The organism is Afifella sp. YEN Y35, assembly GCF_047553465.1.
Taxonomy (GTDB): Bacteria; Pseudomonadota; Alphaproteobacteria; order Rhizobiales; family Afifellaceae; genus Afifella; species Afifella aestuarii.
The window spans coordinates 3,973,261-3,987,867 of sequence record NZ_CP180203.1 but is presented as its reverse complement, the minus strand read 5'-3'; the positions used below and the strand labels follow the sequence as shown (position 1 = coordinate 3,987,867).

At 64.0% G+C, this 14,607-nt stretch carries 16 protein-coding genes; 11 read left to right on the top strand and 5 right to left on the bottom strand.

Going from position 1 to position 14,607, the window contains the following annotated elements; genetic code table 11:
* The 6 genes from ACK8CP_RS18960 to ACK8CP_RS18935 all read left to right on the top strand — a co-directional run bounded on the left by ACK8CP_RS18960 (position 1) and on the right by ACK8CP_RS18935 (position 4,081).
* Positions 1-426, top strand: a complete 426-nt coding sequence (locus ACK8CP_RS18960) for a GFA family protein (RefSeq protein ID WP_414832842.1) — start codon at positions 1-3, stop codon at positions 424-426.
* 141 nt (positions 427-567) lie between these two features.
* Complete coding sequence (locus tag ACK8CP_RS18955) at positions 568-1,455, top strand: transglutaminase family protein (protein WP_414832841.1); 888 nt, start codon at positions 568-570, stop codon at positions 1,453-1,455.
* Positions 1,456-1,526: 71 nt separating this feature from the next.
* Complete coding sequence (locus ACK8CP_RS18950; RefSeq protein WP_414832840.1) at positions 1,527-2,348, top strand: transglutaminase-like domain-containing protein; 822 nt, start codon at positions 1,527-1,529, stop codon at positions 2,346-2,348.
* Positions 2,349-2,444: 96 nt separating this feature from the next.
* On the top strand, positions 2,445-2,870 hold the full coding sequence (locus tag ACK8CP_RS18945; protein WP_414832839.1) for an aldo/keto reductase: 426 nt from the start codon (positions 2,445-2,447) through the stop codon (positions 2,868-2,870).
* Between the two features lie 3 nt (positions 2,871-2,873).
* Positions 2,874-3,422: an NADPH-dependent FMN reductase gene (locus ACK8CP_RS18940; protein WP_414832838.1), complete on the top strand. Its 549-nt coding sequence runs from the start codon at positions 2,874-2,876 to the stop codon at positions 3,420-3,422.
* Positions 3,423-3,559: 137 nt separating this feature from the next.
* Positions 3,560-4,081, top strand: a complete 522-nt coding sequence (locus ACK8CP_RS18935) for a GNAT family N-acetyltransferase (RefSeq protein WP_414832837.1) — start codon at positions 3,560-3,562, stop codon at positions 4,079-4,081.
* A gap of 10 nt (positions 4,082-4,091) precedes the next feature.
* On the opposite strand, the gene ACK8CP_RS18930 is transcribed toward ACK8CP_RS18935, so the two are convergent.
* Together ACK8CP_RS18930 and ACK8CP_RS18925 are read right to left on the bottom strand one after the other, a co-directional pair.
* On the bottom strand, positions 4,092-6,641 hold the full coding sequence (locus ACK8CP_RS18930; protein ID WP_414832836.1) for an HWE histidine kinase domain-containing protein: 2,550 nt from the start codon (positions 6,639-6,641) through the stop codon (positions 4,092-4,094).
* On the bottom strand, positions 6,634-7,212 hold the full coding sequence (locus ACK8CP_RS18925) for a biliverdin-producing heme oxygenase (protein WP_128290990.1): 579 nt from the start codon (positions 7,210-7,212) through the stop codon (positions 6,634-6,636). Before ACK8CP_RS18925 ends, ACK8CP_RS18930 begins: the two co-directional genes overlap by 8 nt.
* Before the next feature lie 394 nt (positions 7,213-7,606).
* On the opposite strand from ACK8CP_RS18925, the gene ACK8CP_RS18920 reads away from it, so the two are divergent.
* From ACK8CP_RS18920 to ACK8CP_RS18905, 4 genes are all read left to right on the top strand, one after another.
* Positions 7,607-8,368: a Crp/Fnr family transcriptional regulator gene (locus ACK8CP_RS18920; RefSeq protein ID WP_414832835.1), complete on the top strand. Its 762-nt coding sequence runs from the start codon at positions 7,607-7,609 to the stop codon at positions 8,366-8,368.
* 191 nt (positions 8,369-8,559) lie between these two features.
* Positions 8,560-10,032 carry a sensor histidine kinase gene (locus ACK8CP_RS18915; protein ID WP_414832834.1) on the top strand — a complete coding sequence of 491 codons (1,473 nt, stop codon included), beginning with the start codon at positions 8,560-8,562 and terminating at the stop codon, positions 10,030-10,032.
* 39 nt (positions 10,033-10,071) lie between these two features.
* On the top strand, positions 10,072-10,491 hold the full coding sequence (locus ACK8CP_RS18910) for a response regulator (protein ID WP_205649856.1): 420 nt from the start codon (positions 10,072-10,074) through the stop codon (positions 10,489-10,491).
* A gap of 24 nt (positions 10,492-10,515) precedes the next feature.
* On the top strand, positions 10,516-11,535 hold the full coding sequence (locus ACK8CP_RS18905; protein WP_128290986.1) for a histidine kinase dimerization/phosphoacceptor domain -containing protein: 1,020 nt from the start codon (positions 10,516-10,518) through the stop codon (positions 11,533-11,535).
* Positions 11,536-11,581: 46 nt separating this feature from the next.
* On the opposite strand, the gene ACK8CP_RS18900 is transcribed toward ACK8CP_RS18905, so the two are convergent.
* Complete coding sequence (locus ACK8CP_RS18900) at positions 11,582-11,839, bottom strand: YjhX family toxin (RefSeq protein WP_128290985.1); 258 nt, start codon at positions 11,837-11,839, stop codon at positions 11,582-11,584.
* 348 nt (positions 11,840-12,187) lie between these two features.
* On the opposite strand from ACK8CP_RS18900, the gene ACK8CP_RS18895 reads away from it, so the two are divergent.
* Positions 12,188-12,937, top strand: coding sequence for a YebC/PmpR family DNA-binding transcriptional regulator (locus ACK8CP_RS18895; RefSeq protein WP_414832833.1), 750 nt, complete (start codon positions 12,188-12,190; stop codon positions 12,935-12,937).
* 74 nt (positions 12,938-13,011) lie between these two features.
* Here ACK8CP_RS18895 and ACK8CP_RS18890 read toward each other — a convergent pair whose 3' ends face one another.
* Positions 13,012-13,773, bottom strand: coding sequence for a TSUP family transporter (locus ACK8CP_RS18890; RefSeq protein WP_414832832.1), 762 nt, complete (start codon positions 13,771-13,773; stop codon positions 13,012-13,014).
* 46 nt (positions 13,774-13,819) lie between these two features.
* On the bottom strand, positions 13,820-14,506 hold the full coding sequence (locus ACK8CP_RS18885) for a DUF1013 domain-containing protein (protein ID WP_092815458.1): 687 nt from the start codon (positions 14,504-14,506) through the stop codon (positions 13,820-13,822).
* Between the last annotated feature and the right edge of the window lie 101 nt (positions 14,507-14,607).

Sequence of the window (14,607 nt, the reverse complement as noted above, 5' to 3'; positions counted from 1 at the left end):
ATGGTCGACCTGCCTTTGCACGGGCGCTGCTTTTGCGGCGCCATTCGCTTTGAGGCGAAAAGCGAACCCCTTCAGGTCTCCTGGTGCCATTGCCGCGATTGCCGGCGTCAGACGGGCGCGCCGGCCGTCGTCTGGGCCGGATTTCCGAGCGATCTCGTCGTCTGGCATGGCACACCGAAAGACCGGCAATCCTCTCCGGGCGTCACCCGCTCCTTCTGTGCCGATTGCGGCACGCCCCTGACCTATAGGGATTCCCGCCTGCCCGGCGAGATCTACATCCATGCCGGGCTTTTCGACGAGGCCGACCGCCTCTCGCCGGACCGCCACGCTTATGTGACGGCCAAACTCTTCTGGCTGCATCTCGACGACACTCTGGCGAAATACGACGACGACACCCGCCACCGCCAGGACGCGCCCCACCCCTGAGGCCGCATCCGCGGCCATTTCCTGGCTGAGATGAGCCACCGTCGCGCCGGCCATGTGCGATCGTCACGCCGGCACAAGCGTTTTGCGGCTATGATGTGCGGATCAGATTCGGGAACCCCCGAAGAGACGCCAGGGCCCGTCGTGCCGATCTACACAGTCACTCACCTCACGACCTATCGCTACCAGAAGCGGGTCGGCTTCGGGGAGCATCGCATGATGTTCCTCCCGCGCGAGGGGCACGACCAGCATCTCCTCTCCTCCACGCTCACCATCACGCCGGAGCCGGTCAGCCTGCGCTGGCACGACGATGCGCTCGGCAACCGCGTCGGCGTCGCGCGCTTCACAGGCGGCAGCACTTCCGTCCTCGCCACGTCGCTCGTCTTCGAAAGCGTCATCCGCGTGGCGCATTTCCGGGCGCATCCCGCCGGCATCAATCTGGACGAGGAGGCGCGCTTCCTGCCGGTTTCGCTCAGCGACGCGGACAAGGAGGATCTGCGCCCCTTCCTTGTCCGCCGCTATCCCGACCCCGACGGCACATTGTTGCGCTGGGCGGAGGGCTTCCTCGACCCGTCGGAGCCGCTTCCGACCTTCGAGCTTCTGACCGCGATGATCCACGCGATCCGGCACGACCATGCCTATATTCGGCGCGACCACGGCATCCAGGATCCCGCCGAAACGCTCACGCTGCGCAGCGGCACCTGTCGCGATTTCACCGAATTGATGATCGAGGCTCTGCGCGCTCTCGGCCTGCCGGCGCGTTTCGTCTCCGGCTACCTCTATGTGCCGGCCCGCGACAGCCACGACATCCACGGCGGCGGCGCCACCCATGCCTGGGTGCAGGTCTATCTCCCGGGGGCCGGCTGGGTCGACATCGACCCGACCAATGCCATCCTCGGCAATGAAGGCCTGATCCGCGTCGCCGTCGCCCGCGACCCGAGCGAGGCCCTGCCCCTGTCGGGCTCCTATCTCGGCATGCCGGACGACGATCTAGGCATGGAGGTGATGGTCAAGGTCGTGCGCGAGGAGTGAAACGCGAAATTTGCCTAAAATTCCACCTGCTGCGACGGGAACCGCGTGACCTTCCAACCACTTGAGAAGAAATGAAGATCAGAGCCGGTTTCGACATCGAATATGAGTGTGTGCAGCCGACGCCCATGCTGCTCGTCCTGTCGGTGCATCCCTCGCGGCTCCGCGATCTTGAGACCCCGCACCACATCACCTTCGACCCGGAAATCCCTTCGCGCGATTACCGTGACGATTTCGGCAACATCTGCACCCGCATCGTGGCCCCGGCCGGGCTTTTGCGCATGTCGACGCAATTCACCATCCGCGACGATGGCCTGCCCGACGAGGTCGCGCCCGACGCCCGCCAGACGCCGGTCGACGAGCTTCCCGACGACGTGCTCCTCTTCCTTCTCGGCAGTCGCTACTGCGAGACGGACCGGCTGACCGATCTCGCCTGGTCGCTCTTCGGGCATGTGGCGCCCGGCTGGCAGATGGTCCAAGCCATCTGCGACTATGCCCACGAGCGCATCACCTTCGATTATCTGAAGGCCGATCCGATGCGCAGCGCCGTGAACGGCAATTACGAACAGACGGGTGTCTGCCGCGATTTCGCCCATCTCGCCGTCGCCCTGTGCCGCTGCATGAACATTCCCGCCCGCTATTGCACGGGCTATCTCGGTGATATCGGCGTGCCGGAAGATCCGAACCCGATGGATTTCAGTGCCTGGTTCGAGGCCTATCTCGATGGTCGCTGGTACACGTTCGATGCCCGCCACAACCATCCGCGCATCGGCCGCATCCTGATGGCGCGCGGACGCGATGCGACCGACGTCGCGATCTCCACGAGTTTCGGCGCCTCGCGTCTCGCCGGCTTCAAGGTGATCACCGAGCAAGTCGTCGAAGAGGCCGCCACCTGAAATCCACGCCGGCCGGTCATGCAATCCAGCCTCCCGCTTTGAAGAACCCCGATCGGGCCTTATGTGCACCGCAACGGAAACAACGGGAGTTCCCCCATGCTCGACACACCAGCGAAGACGAATCTGCCGACGAAACGCTTCGGCCACACCGATATGCACATGCAGTCGGGTCTCTTGAGCGGTCGCTTCAGCGTCGAGCGCGCGCGGGCCCTGCCGGCGGACGACTGGCGCTCCAGAAACCCCGACTACACCGGCGAAAAACTCGAAAAGAACCTGGCGCTTGCCGAGAGCCTGAAGCCGATCGCGGAAAAGCACGGCACCACGGTGCCCGCCGTCGCCGTTGCCTGGACGCTCGCCTGGCCGGGCGTCACCGGGGCCATCGTCGGCGCCCGCAATCCGGGTCAGGTCGATGGCTGGATCGATGCCGCGTCTCTCGAACTGACCAAAGACGATCTCGCTGACATCGCCAAGGCCATCGAAACGACAGGTGCCGGCACCGGCCCGGCCATGCCGCAGGCCTGAACGATGTCGTCCTCGAAAACGAAACTCCTCGGCCTGCCGGGGAGCCTTCGCCGCGAGAGCTATTCCCGCGCCGTTCTGCAGGGCCTGGCGGCGGACAATGATGGCACGGTCGAACTTCAGATCGGCCATGTCGATCTGCCGCTCTACAATGCCGATCTCGATGGCGATGACGCGCCGGAGGCGGTGCGCGAATTCCGTCAGGCGGTCGCGGCAAGCGATGGCCTCGTCATCGCCACGCCGGAATACAATCACGGCATTCCGGGCGTCTTGAAGAATGCGCTGGATTGGGCCTCCCGCCCGCGCGGCTCGTCCTCTCTCATGGGCAAGCCGGTTCTGGTCGTCTCTGCCTCACCCGCCTTCACGGGCGGTGTCAGGGCGCAGGCACAGCTCAACGAGACGCTCCACGCCGCCGAATGCCGGCTCGTCGGCGGGCCGCAGATCGTCATCGGCAATGTCGGTGACAAGGTGCGGGACGGCCGTCTCGTCGACCCCGCCATCCTCGATTTCGCCCGCGATGGCCTGAAGCGCCTGCAAGCCATGATTGCAGGCTGACACCCGCACAGAGGGGGCGCCTGAAGGCGCTCCCTCGAAACCTCTCTGCCGCCCTCTCTGCCGCGGCCTCCCGCCTCGCTTGCGCCTTGAAATAATTGCCTTTATCTGCCCCGAGCGCGGGCTGGCGGATGAGGACCATGAGCGAGCTGCAGATCCGGGATCAAAAGGAGGCGGACCGCCCGGCCGTCAAGGAACTGGTTCGCCGAGCCTTCCTGCAAAATCCGCACTCCGATGGCACCGAAGCCTTTCTCATCGAAGCTCTATGGACGCGCGGCACGGCGACGATCGCGCTCGTCGCGGAAGCCGATGGCCGCATCATCGGCCAGGCCGCCTTCTCGCCCGTGACCCTTGTCGGCGACGACGGTCAGGCAAGAACGGGCTGGCACGGGCTCGGCCCGATCGCCGTCCTCCCGGAAGTGCAGAGAAAGGGCGTCGGGTCGGTGCTCATGGAAGTGGGCCTGACGAAGCTCCGTGCGCTCGGCAGCGAGGGCTGCGTGCTCGTCGGCGATCCCGCCTATTACGAACGCTTCGGCTTTGAGACGTTTGCAGAGCTCAAAATGCCGGGCGTGCCGCCGGAAAACCTGCTCGCCCTCCCCTTCACCGACACCCTGCCGGCCGGCGAGATCATCTTCGACGAGGCCTTCCAGGCGACCTCGTAGGACGCTCGGGCTACGCCCGCTCGGCGCCGATCATCGCCTCCTGCAGCAACTGCGCGCTGTAAGGCTTGCGCACTTTGTGCGTGACGTCGAAAGGCGCGGGCAGTGCCGCCTGCTCGCCGTAGCCGGTCGCGAATGCAAAGGGTACACCCATCTCCGCCAGCCGCTCGGCGATTTCGAGGCTCGTCTCCGCGCCGAGATTGACGTCGAGAAGCGCGAAATCCGGCGCTTGACGCTCGATCTCCTTCAAAGCATCGCTCACGCCGCTCGCGGTGCGGACATTTCCGACACCGAGCGACAGAAGCATCTGCTCGGTGTCGAGCGCGATGATCATATTGTCTTCGACGACGAGAACATCCGCCGGAAGAGCGATCTCCTGCTCGTCGGCCCTGACGGCCTCTTTCACTGTGTCCACGACGATCTCGCTGCGTTGGAAATGTTTGGGCGGAATGACGAAGCGCGCCTTGAGCCCCGTCAGTTCGTAATCGACTTTCGCCTCGCCGCCGAGGTCGTGCACGATCGACTGCTCGATCACCGTGGAGCCGAAGCCGTAGCGTCTCGGCGGCTTGACCGGTGGGCCGCCGCGCTCGCCCCAATCGATGACGAGCCGGCCGAACGTATCGAAATCGGTCATGATGTCGATCTGGCCGCGGCTGTCCGACAGCGCGCCATATTTCGCCGAATTGGTGATGAGCTCGTGGATGACGAGAGCGACGGTCGTAAACGCCTCCGGCTGCACGAGCACGTCGGAGCCGGTCAGCACGACCCGGTCGGCCTTGCCGCCGAGATAGGCGCCCGCCTCCGTCGTCACCAGATTTCGGAATGAAGCCGGGCTCCAATCGTCCGAGGTGATCTGGTCATGCGCACGCGCCAAAGCCTGGATGCGTCCACCGACGACTTCCGTAAAGGCTTCGATGCTGGTCGCGTCCTTGCTCTGGTTGATGACGCCGCGAATGAGGCTCAGGATATTGCGGACGCGATGGTTGAGTTCGGCGATGAGGAGCTTTTGCCGCTCCTGCGCGCGGCGGCGCTCCGCTTCCGTCAGATTGGACAATTGGAGGATGACTTCCAGAAGGCTGACGCGCAGGCCCTCGGCGATCCGCTCCTCCACCGGCGACCACGGCATCGACTGTCCGCTCACCGTCTCCTTCCACATCTCGAAGCTCTTGCGCGGCGTGAGCCGCGCCCCGAGCGGTCCGACGCTCACCGGTTTTTCCGGATTTCCCGCCCAATTGACGCTGCGCGTCACCTCCTTGCGGAAGAAGACGAGATAATCACCCGGCTGCCGAGACAGGGGCACGACGAGCATGCCGGCGGCACGATCTGAGAAGCGCCGTGCGGGTTCGTATTTCGCCCCGATCTCGTGCTCGGCGCACACCGCGTTCACGCCCCTGTCGCGCAGATACCCCGCGAGCCCGGCAAAGTCGTCTTCATTTGGGGTCAGGCCCCGCAACGTGGCGCGCCCCTCCACCCACAGGCCGATGCCGTCGCAGACGAGAAGGTCGGCGATCTCGTCGAGATGGTCGACGATGCTCTCAAACCGCGTCGCTTCGGTCGCCATCACGGCGACGAGCTGATTGTGCAGCTTGCTGGAGCGCTCCTCATATTCGGCTTCGGTCTGGCGCTCGCGGTTTTCCACCAGAAGCGAGAACATCTGACCGAAGAGTTCCGCCGCCGTCCGCCGCTCGAAAGTGACGTGATGCGGCGCGTAATGATGGCAGGCGAACAAGCCCCAAAGACGGCCTTCGCGCAGGATCGACACCGACATGGAGGCATCGACGCCCATATTCTGCAGATATTCGATATGAATGGGCGACACGCTGCGCAGAATGCTCATCGACAGATCGAGTGGCTCACCGTTGCGGTCGAGCGCCGGCTCGACGGGCGACGGCTCCGCCGAGATATCCGGGATGATCCGCAGCCAGTTCTTCTCGTAGAGAATGCGCGCCTGGCGCGGGATATCGGTCGAGGGATAGTGCAGCCCGAGAAACGAGCCGATGCCGGAGCGCGCCGATTCCGCGATCACCTCGCCCGACCCGTCATGATCGAAACGATAGATCATCACCCGATCGAAGCCGGTCAGAGCCTGCATTTCGCGCGCGGCGATGCGGTAGAAATTCCTGAGATCGTCCGTGCGCTGCAGTCGCGCCACCATGCCCCGCACCATGGCGGCTGCATTGGCGGCGGGCTCGGCCACGGAGCGTTCGCACTCCACGACCACCTCGTCGCCGGAGAGATGCACCGCCATGTCGCAGACGAGGCCAGCTTCCGTGACTGTCACGCCGAAGGCGCGCGCCACTGTCTCGCCCATCACCGCGCCCTGCAGATTGTTGCGGATCGTGTGCACGGCCTGCCCGAGAAAGACCTGGTCGATCGGCAGACCGACGAGCTCCTCGCCCTGACGTCCGAGCCACTCCGCCGCGTTGCGCGAGACGCGCGTCACCACCCAGCTCGAGCGCGACACGGCCACGAGGAATCCGAACGGCTGTACCGCCCCGAGAAGATGGATCGGCTCGCGATCGCAATTCGTCAGATCGACTTCGAATTGGGTCGGATCAGACATGGGCGAGCACTCGGTCGGCCTTTGCAACGCTCTCTGCTGCCGCATCGAAAAGCGCAAAGACGGCTTCGGCGCCCTTCACAGCCTCGTCCGGCGCGTCGTGCACGGCGGCCGATTCCTCCAGTCTTTCGACGAAGCTCGGCCACAATTTCCGGCCTTCGCCGTGACGAAGAAACCGTGAGGCCACCTTCATCCGCGGGCCCGCCTCGGCGAGGATGTCTCGTGTCAGGATCTTCGCGCCGAGCCGCGAGCCTTCCAGCACATAGACCGCCCCCAGCATGAAGGCTTCGCCGTGCATTTCAGGCGCAGAAACGGGTTGCGGGCGCTCCGCCCCAAGAATTTGGATGTCGTCGAGAAGCACCGCACTCCGCCGGCGTTCGTCCCAGTCTGGAAGCAGCGCCTCGATGCCGGCAATCTCCAGCGTCTCTTCGACGGGGAGGATCGCGGCCGCATTCGCGCGCAGAAACGAAGCATACCCCGTCTCGCCTTGAACGAGCATCGGATTGAGACGCGCTTCGACCTCGGCATGAAGCTCGGCCGTAGCGGCGTGCAGAAGAGCGCGGACAGACCTCAATGAAAGAATTTCCTAACGAACAGTCGGGTGCAACCGCATCACGTGCCACTGGCTGTTACGCCCAGATGCGGTGAGCGGAGCGAATCTGACGCACGAATTCGGCCAGCTCTGGGCCGCTAGCAAGCACGAACTCCGCCCCGCTGTCTGTTCACTTGTGAACACAAGGCAGGGCAAGGATACCTATTTACCCGCAAAGGGCTCGAAAAACCGGCCTTTTGCGGGGTTTACTCATCCTCACGGGCGTCCTGCGGGGGTGACAGCGCTCTGCAAAGAGGCAACAAGCTCGCCTCCAGATGCGACGGAGTGCGGCACAATCGCCACACATCATGGGTTGCGCTGTGTTCACTACCGCACATAAAACCGGGAAACTGAGACACGCGCGGGACGAGCGCCAATGTTACACGATCCGGCCCGGGAGACTTTGGCGGAGACGCGCCCCCTCAACAATCTCCTGAAGGTGCTGAAGGACGAAGATTACGCCCTTCTTGCTCCCCATTTCCAGCTGCTGCACCGCCACAGCGACCATGTCATGTACAATCCGGGCGATAACGTCGACATCGTCTACTTTCCGTGCGGACCGGCGCTCGCCTCGTTTCTCGTCGCCAACGAGGACGGCGAAGACACCGAGACCATTCTGATCGGCCGCGAAGGCGCCGTCGGCGGCATCGTCAGCGCCGGCCGTCTCCCCGCATTCTCCCGCATCATCGTCAAATTCGAAGGCCCGTTCGTCGCCCTGAAGCTCTCGGAGCTCGAGGCGGCGAAGCAGCAATCGCGGGCGGTGCGGCACCTCTTTGCGCGCTACGCCGATTGCCTGGTCGCACAGATGCTGCAATCGATCACCTGCAATGCCATTCATTCCGTCGACCAGCGGGCGGCGAAATGGATCGTCGCGACGATGGAGCGGACAGGCGACCACATCGTTCCGCTGACGCATGAGCAGCTCGCCCGCATGCTCGGCGTCGGTCGCTCCTATACGAGCCGCGTCATGCAGACCTTCAAGGCGGAAGGCATTCTGGAAACGCAGCGCGGCTCGCTGTTGGTGCGCGATCATTCCGCGCTCCATGCCCGCTCGTGCAAGTGCAACGATGCCGTCAAACATCATTTCGACGCTGTTCTCAAAGACGTCTATCCGGAGCCCGACCAGGAGGCCAATTGAGGGCTACGGCCGTGCGCCTTGGTCACCGCGCCGAAAACGGCGACGAGAGGCCGAACCCCGGCCAGTCGATCCATCGCCGGCCGCCGCTCGAAAGATCAGGCGATCAATTTAGCCGGCGTCCCTCCCGCCGATTGAGCCGCGCCTGCAAGCGGGCTATGGCCTCTTCTCTTCCTGCCGGGTGACCCAGAACCATGAAAAATTCGGAACGGCGCATCAGCCGCTTCATCTTGGCTGCAATCGTCGGCGGCTTTCTCGTGCTGCTTGCCGCAGGCGTCAGCTTTCTGGTCGTGCTGCGCCAGACCCAGGTCAGTGCGGAATGGGTGGTGCACACGCAGGAAGTCGCCGCAAGCCTTGCCGAGCTCGGGGCTGCGCTCGAACGCTCGGAAACGGCACGGCGCGGCTATCTTCTCTCGGCGGACGAGCGTTTTGCCAACGCCTTCGAAGAGCTCGCCGGCGAGATCGAGACCCGCATGGATGCGGTCGAAGCCCGTATCACCGACAATCCCGAACAGCAGAAGCGCCTCGAAGCCCTGCGCGAACTCGTCGCAACCCATCTCGCCTATGCGCGAGACACGCTTCAAAATCGCCGCCAGAGGGCAGGCGCCGCGGCCGGCACGACGACGTTCGATGACGACGACATCGCCGTCATTCGCCGGGCCCGCGCCGCAGCCGCCGAGATGCTGCAGGCGGAAGAAGCTCTCCTCGTCGAACGGCGCGCCCGCCAATTCCGCAACGTGCAGCTCTCTTATGTCGTGCTGGCGCTGTCGGGCATCGTTTTCATAGCCCTCGCGGGGGGCACGATCTGGGCGACCCGCCGCAACGTTCATGCCCTGACGACCGCCGGCGAGCGCTTGCAGCTCCTCAACGAAGATCTGGAATCGGCTGTCGGCGAGCGCACGGCGGAATTGCAGCGGGCGAACGACGAGATCCAGCGCTTCGCCTACATCGTCTCCCACGATCTGCGCTCGCCGCTCGTCAACGTCATGGGCTTCACCAGCGAGTTGGAGGTGGCAATCAAGCCCCTGACGGAGCTGATTGCAAAAGCCCGCGAAGAAGCGCCCGACCTCGTCACCGAAGAGGTGCGGCAGACGATCGAGGAGGATCTGCCCGAGGCCATCGGCTTCATCCGCTCGTCGACCCAGAAGATGGACCGTCTCATCAACGCCATCCTGCATCTGTCGCGCTCCGGGCGCCGGGTTCTCTCGCCCGAGAAGATCGACATGAACGGCCTGGTCTCCGGCATCGCCGACACGCTGCAGCACCGCCTGCAGGAGCTCGACGCCGAGATCCGCATCGAGCCGATACCGACATTGGTGACCGATCGCCTCGCCATCGAGCAGATCATCTCCAATCTCGTGGAAAACAGCGTCAAATACCTGAAGCCAGGGCGCCCCGGCCTCATCAAGGTGCGGGGCCGCCAGCAATCCGGGCGCATCATCATCGAGGTCCAGGACAACGGACGCGGCATCGATCCGAAGGATCACGAGCGCATCTTCGACCTCTTCCGCCGTTCCGGATCGCAGGATCAGCCGGGCGAAGGCATCGGCCTCGCACATGTCCGTGCTTTGGCCTACCGCCTGGGTGGAACGATCGAGTGCGATTCGAAGCTTGACGAAGGCGCAACCTTCCGTCTTTCAATGCCGCCAGAATTGCAGAAAGCGTAGGAACCCGTCGTGTCGAGCCATCAACCGGTCACCATCATCATGATCGAAGACGATGAGGGGCATGCGCGTCTCATCGAAAAAAACATCCGGCGCGCAGGCGTCAACAACCCGGTCCGCCATTTCGTCGAGGGAACGGCCGCGGTCGAATTCCTCTTCAACAGCCCCGAGGGCCCGACCCATAATGGCCCGGCACTGGTGCTTCTCGATCTCAACCTGCCCGACATGAGCGGCACCGACATCCTGATAAGGATGAAGGAGGAAACCAGTCCTCTCCGCCGCACGCCCGTCGTGGTTTTGACGACCACCGACGACAAGATGGAGATCGAGCGCTGCTACGATCTTGGCGCCAACGTCTATATCACCAAGCCCGTCGAGTACGAATCCTTCGCCCAGGCGATCCGTCAGCTCGGCCTGTTCATTTCGGTTATCCAGGTTCCCGAACCCGAAATCGAAGCCTGATTTACCCCTTGAAGACCGGATGAAATGCCCCGCATTCTCTATATCGACGACGACGAGGGGCTACGGCGCCTGACGCGCCGCGCGCTTGCCCGCCGAGGTTACGAACTCACCACCGCCGGAAGCGCTGACGAAGGTCTCGCCCTTCTTGAGAAAGACAGGTTCGATCTCGTCGCCATCGACCATTACATGCCCGGCAAGACGGGGCTCGACGCGCTTCCTCTCATCAACGCGCTGCCCTCGCCTCCTCCGGTCGTCTATGTGACCGGCTCGGAGGAGAGCTCCATCGCGGTGGCGGCTCTCAAGGCCGGCGCCCAAGACTACGTCGTGAAGACCGTCGGCGAGGAATTCTTCGACCTTCTCGCCTCCTCCTTCGCGACGACGCTTGAACATCAGCGTCTGATCGCGGCCCAGCATGAGGCGGAGCACGCACTCAAAGCCTCCAATGAGCGCCTCTCAGCGCTTCTGCGCGAGGCCAACCACCGCGTCGCCAATTCGCTCCAGATCGTCTCTTCCTTCATCCAGATGCAGGCCAACGCCGTCGAGGCGGAAGAAGCGAAGATCGCGCTCAAGGACACCCAGCAGCGCGTCTATGCGATCGGCCAGGTGCATCGCCGGCTCTACACCTCGCAGGACATCAACAGCGTCGACATGGGCGATTATCTGAGCGCGCTCACCGCCGGCCTGGAAGAGACCTGGTCGAGCGAGACCGCGGCGCGGCGCGTCCATCTCACCACCGACGGGCTGCGCCTCACCACCGATCAGGCCGTCTCGCTGGGCGTCGTCGTCAACGAGCTCGTCTCCAATGCGTGCAAATACGCCTACGGAGAGGAAGAGGACGGCGACATCCGCGTCGATCTCACGACCCTGCCGGGCGGCTTCCGCCTCAGCGTCGAGGACGACGGCAAAGGCTTCAACGGCACAGCAACCCCCACCGGCACGGGTCTCGGCACCAAGCTCGTCACCGCCATGGCGAGGAGCCTGAATGCCGAGATGTCTTATGAAGGCGGGCCACCGACCCGCATTCTGCTGGTCAAAACGGCGTAGCGCCGGAGAGCGCCCCGCCCACGGTTTCCTTCACCGCCCGCGGTTTTCACCGATTATCGAGCTGTGCCCGCACGCTGCGGCGGCCCCGTTCAGAAATCTGATAGGGCGCGCCGCCGCGCGATTCGATCAGCCCCTTCGACAGAAGCCGGGAAAAGACCGGCAATGTGCAATCGGAGAGCACGAAACCGTCGCGGGTAAAACAGGTGACGTGGGTGATCTTGCGACCACCGCTTCGTTCATGACGAATGCGTCCGCCCTGAGCGAGCGCGTGCAACACGCGCTGCTCGAACTTCGAGATATTCATGGAAAATGCCTGGATCGGAGAAAGCACGGGGCAGAGCGCGCACGCCGCCCTCAGGCCGCGCCCGTTCGTTCTGCCGCTTCGCGTCTCCACCTGGATAAACGTCCAGGGGAGCCTCAGAGGGCTCTGACAATCTCCAGCATCAAGGCTCCATCGCGCGGCAAAACCCCGCGCGTTGCCTCAGCACCTACTCACAGGCATCAATTGCGGCAAGTGACCGCTATGCCGCAGGCCCAAAATGCGGCGCGGCGACAGTCGATCGTCTCCTTCCCCACCTAGACGCCTTCGCCACTCCCCATTATATCCTCCGTTCCCCAGAGACATTCACGACAAGACGCAGGTAAAACCGCAATGGCGGGCCATTCACAGTTCAAGAACATCATGCACCGCAAGGGCCGCCAGGATGCGGCCCGCTCCAAGCTGTTCTCCAAATTGTCGAAGGAGATCACCGTCGCCGCCAAGGTCGGCGATCCCGATCCGAATTCGAATCCGCGCCTGCGCCTGGCCGTGCAGAATGCCAAGGCGCAGTCGATGCCGAAGGACAACATCGAGCGTGCGATCCAGAAGGCGACCGGCGGCGACGGCGACAATTACGAAGAGATCCGTTACGAGGGCTATGGCCCGGGCGGCGTCGCCTTCATCGTCGAGGCGATGACCGACAACCGCAACCGCACGGCCGGCGCGGTGCGCTCCTATTTCGCCAAGAACGGCGGCTCGCTCGGTGAAACCGGCTCCGTCGCCTTCATGTTCGAGCGTGTCGGCGAGATCTATTACCCGGCCTCCGCCGGCGACCCGGAGAAGGTGCTCGAAGCCGCGATCGAAGCTGGCGCGAGCGACGTCGAAAGCGACGAGGAAGGCCACACCATCCTCACAGAGTTCGAGGATCTGGGCGACGTCTCCTCCGCGCTTGGCGAAACGCTCGGCGATGCGGAATCCGTGCGCGCCATCTGGAAGCCGCAGACCCTGACGCCGGTCGACGAAGAAAAGGCCGGCACGCTGATGAAGCTCATCGCCACGCTCGAAGACGACGACGACGTGCAGAACGTCTATGCGAACTTCGACGTCGATGCAGATGTCATGGAGCGGCTCTCCGCCGCCTGAGCATCTGAGAAACGCGGCTTCGGAAAGACCGCGCCAAAACCGGCAGCCGGCGTCCGGCCGGCTGCATTGCACGCTTACCGCAGCACCCCGTCGAAGGCGGGCGAAGCCATGATGGCGGCGGCGACGATGAGGCCGAGCGCCACCCTCCGGAACACTTTTTCGGAGGCAAAGCCGAACATCTTCTGTCCGAGAATGAGCGCGACGAAATAGACGGGCGCGGCGACCGCCGCACGGATCAGCGCGTCTTCGCTGAAGATGCCGTTCGCCCAGAACGACAGACCGGTGATGACCGTCGACAGCGCGAAGAAGACGATGAGATTGGCACGGATTTCCGCCGCCGCCTCGTGCCCGCTCATCCAATAGACGACGACCGGCGGCCCGGAGAGCTGCGTCGCACCGCCGAGAACCCCCGACAACATGCCGACGCCGAAAGCGGAGGCGGGGCGCCGTGGCCCGGTGAAGCGCAGGCCGGAGCCGAGCAGGACGACGAGCGCGAGAACCACCGCCGACATGCCCCAGCGCAAGACGAGCGGATCCGCGGTCGCAAGGAGATAGGCGCCGAAGGGCGCGCACAGCGCCACACCGCCTGCCGCCGGCAGGACGGAGCGGTAATTGCACACACGCAAAGCCGGAATGAGGATGGGCAGCGTCGGCAGGGAATCGATCGCCCACAAGATGATGACCGCGGCGCGAGGTCCGATCAGAGATCCTGCAAAGGGGACGAAGACGAGGCCGGCGCCGAACCCGGCAAAGCCTCTGACGGTGCCGGCAACGAGCACCACCAGGGTCAAAGAAAGGGTGGCGGGATCACCCGCCACCGTCAGAAACTTCTCCACAAGCCCTCCCGAAAACTCAGCTGCTCACAACTGAGCTCACGCGAGATCAGGTGACGTCGCTCGACTTCAAATTCTTGAGCTTGGCGAAAACCGAATCCGGATCGATGTCGGGCTCGCGCTCGTGTCCGGTATCGCTTTCGGAAGGCTGCGGACGGCGCGTCGTCTCTTCCGCGGACAGAAGGCGTGCGCCCTCTTCTTCCACGGCCGGGGCGTTCTTCGCCGCTTTGCGGACTTCGAGGTCGAGTTCGAGCTGCGAGCACAGGCCGAGCGTGACGGGATCGGCCGGCTGCAGGTTCGCCGAGTTCCAATGCGTGCGCTCGCGGATCGCCTCGATCGTCGGCTTCGTCGTGCCGACGAGACGGATGATCTGCGAATCCTTCAGTTCCGGATGGTTGCGCACCAGCCACAAAATGGCGTTCGGCCGGTCCTGCCGCTTGGAAACGGGCGTATAGCGCGGTCCGCGCCGCTTCGTCTCCGGCACGCGCACTTTGGAGACCAGGATTTTCATCCGATAGGTCGGATCGCGCTCGGCCTTTTCGATCTCATCGCGCGCCAGCTGTCCGCCGATCACCGGATCGATCCCTTTGATACCCTGGGCGGCGTCACCATCGGCGATCGCTTTGACTTCGAGAGGGTGCAGCCGGCAGAAATGTGCGATCTGCTCGAAGGTGAGCGAAGTATTGTCGACCAGCCATACGGCGGTCGCTTTCGGCATCAGAGGCGTTGACGCCATGGCATGATCCTCCTGTGTTCTCTGCCGGAGGGTCTCCGGCAGAGCGTGATTCACGTCGGTGGACGGGAAGTTGCCCGACATATACGGGCACCCGGCGAAGC

Coding starts and splice junctions, on each gene's coding strand:
- ACK8CP_RS18960 (WP_414832842.1), top strand. CDS start 1: ATGGTCGACCTGCCTTTGCACGGGCGCTGCTTTTGCGGCGCCATTCGC.
- ACK8CP_RS18950 (WP_414832840.1), top strand. CDS start 1,527: ATGAAGATCAGAGCCGGTTTCGACATCGAATATGAGTGTGTGCAGCCG.
- ACK8CP_RS18945 (WP_414832839.1), top strand. CDS start 2,445: ATGCTCGACACACCAGCGAAGACGAATCTGCCGACGAAACGCTTCGGC.
- ACK8CP_RS18940 (WP_414832838.1), top strand. CDS start 2,874: ATGTCGTCCTCGAAAACGAAACTCCTCGGCCTGCCGGGGAGCCTTCGC.
- ACK8CP_RS18935 (WP_414832837.1), top strand. CDS start 3,560: ATGAGCGAGCTGCAGATCCGGGATCAAAAGGAGGCGGACCGCCCGGCC.
- ACK8CP_RS18930 (WP_414832836.1), bottom strand. CDS start 6,641: ATGTCTGATCCGACCCAATTCGAAGTCGATCTGACGAATTGCGATCGC.
- ACK8CP_RS18920 (WP_414832835.1), top strand. CDS start 7,607: ATGTTACACGATCCGGCCCGGGAGACTTTGGCGGAGACGCGCCCCCTC.
- ACK8CP_RS18915 (WP_414832834.1), top strand. CDS start 8,560: ATGAAAAATTCGGAACGGCGCATCAGCCGCTTCATCTTGGCTGCAATC.
- ACK8CP_RS18910 (WP_205649856.1), top strand. CDS start 10,072: ATGATCGAAGACGATGAGGGGCATGCGCGTCTCATCGAAAAAAACATC.
- ACK8CP_RS18905 (WP_128290986.1), top strand. CDS start 10,516: ATGCCCCGCATTCTCTATATCGACGACGACGAGGGGCTACGGCGCCTG.
- ACK8CP_RS18900 (WP_128290985.1), bottom strand. CDS start 11,839: ATGAATATCTCGAAGTTCGAGCAGCGCGTGTTGCACGCGCTCGCTCAG.
- ACK8CP_RS18895 (WP_414832833.1), top strand. CDS start 12,188: ATGGCGGGCCATTCACAGTTCAAGAACATCATGCACCGCAAGGGCCGC.
- ACK8CP_RS18885 (WP_092815458.1), bottom strand. CDS start 14,506: ATGGCGTCAACGCCTCTGATGCCGAAAGCGACCGCCGTATGGCTGGTC.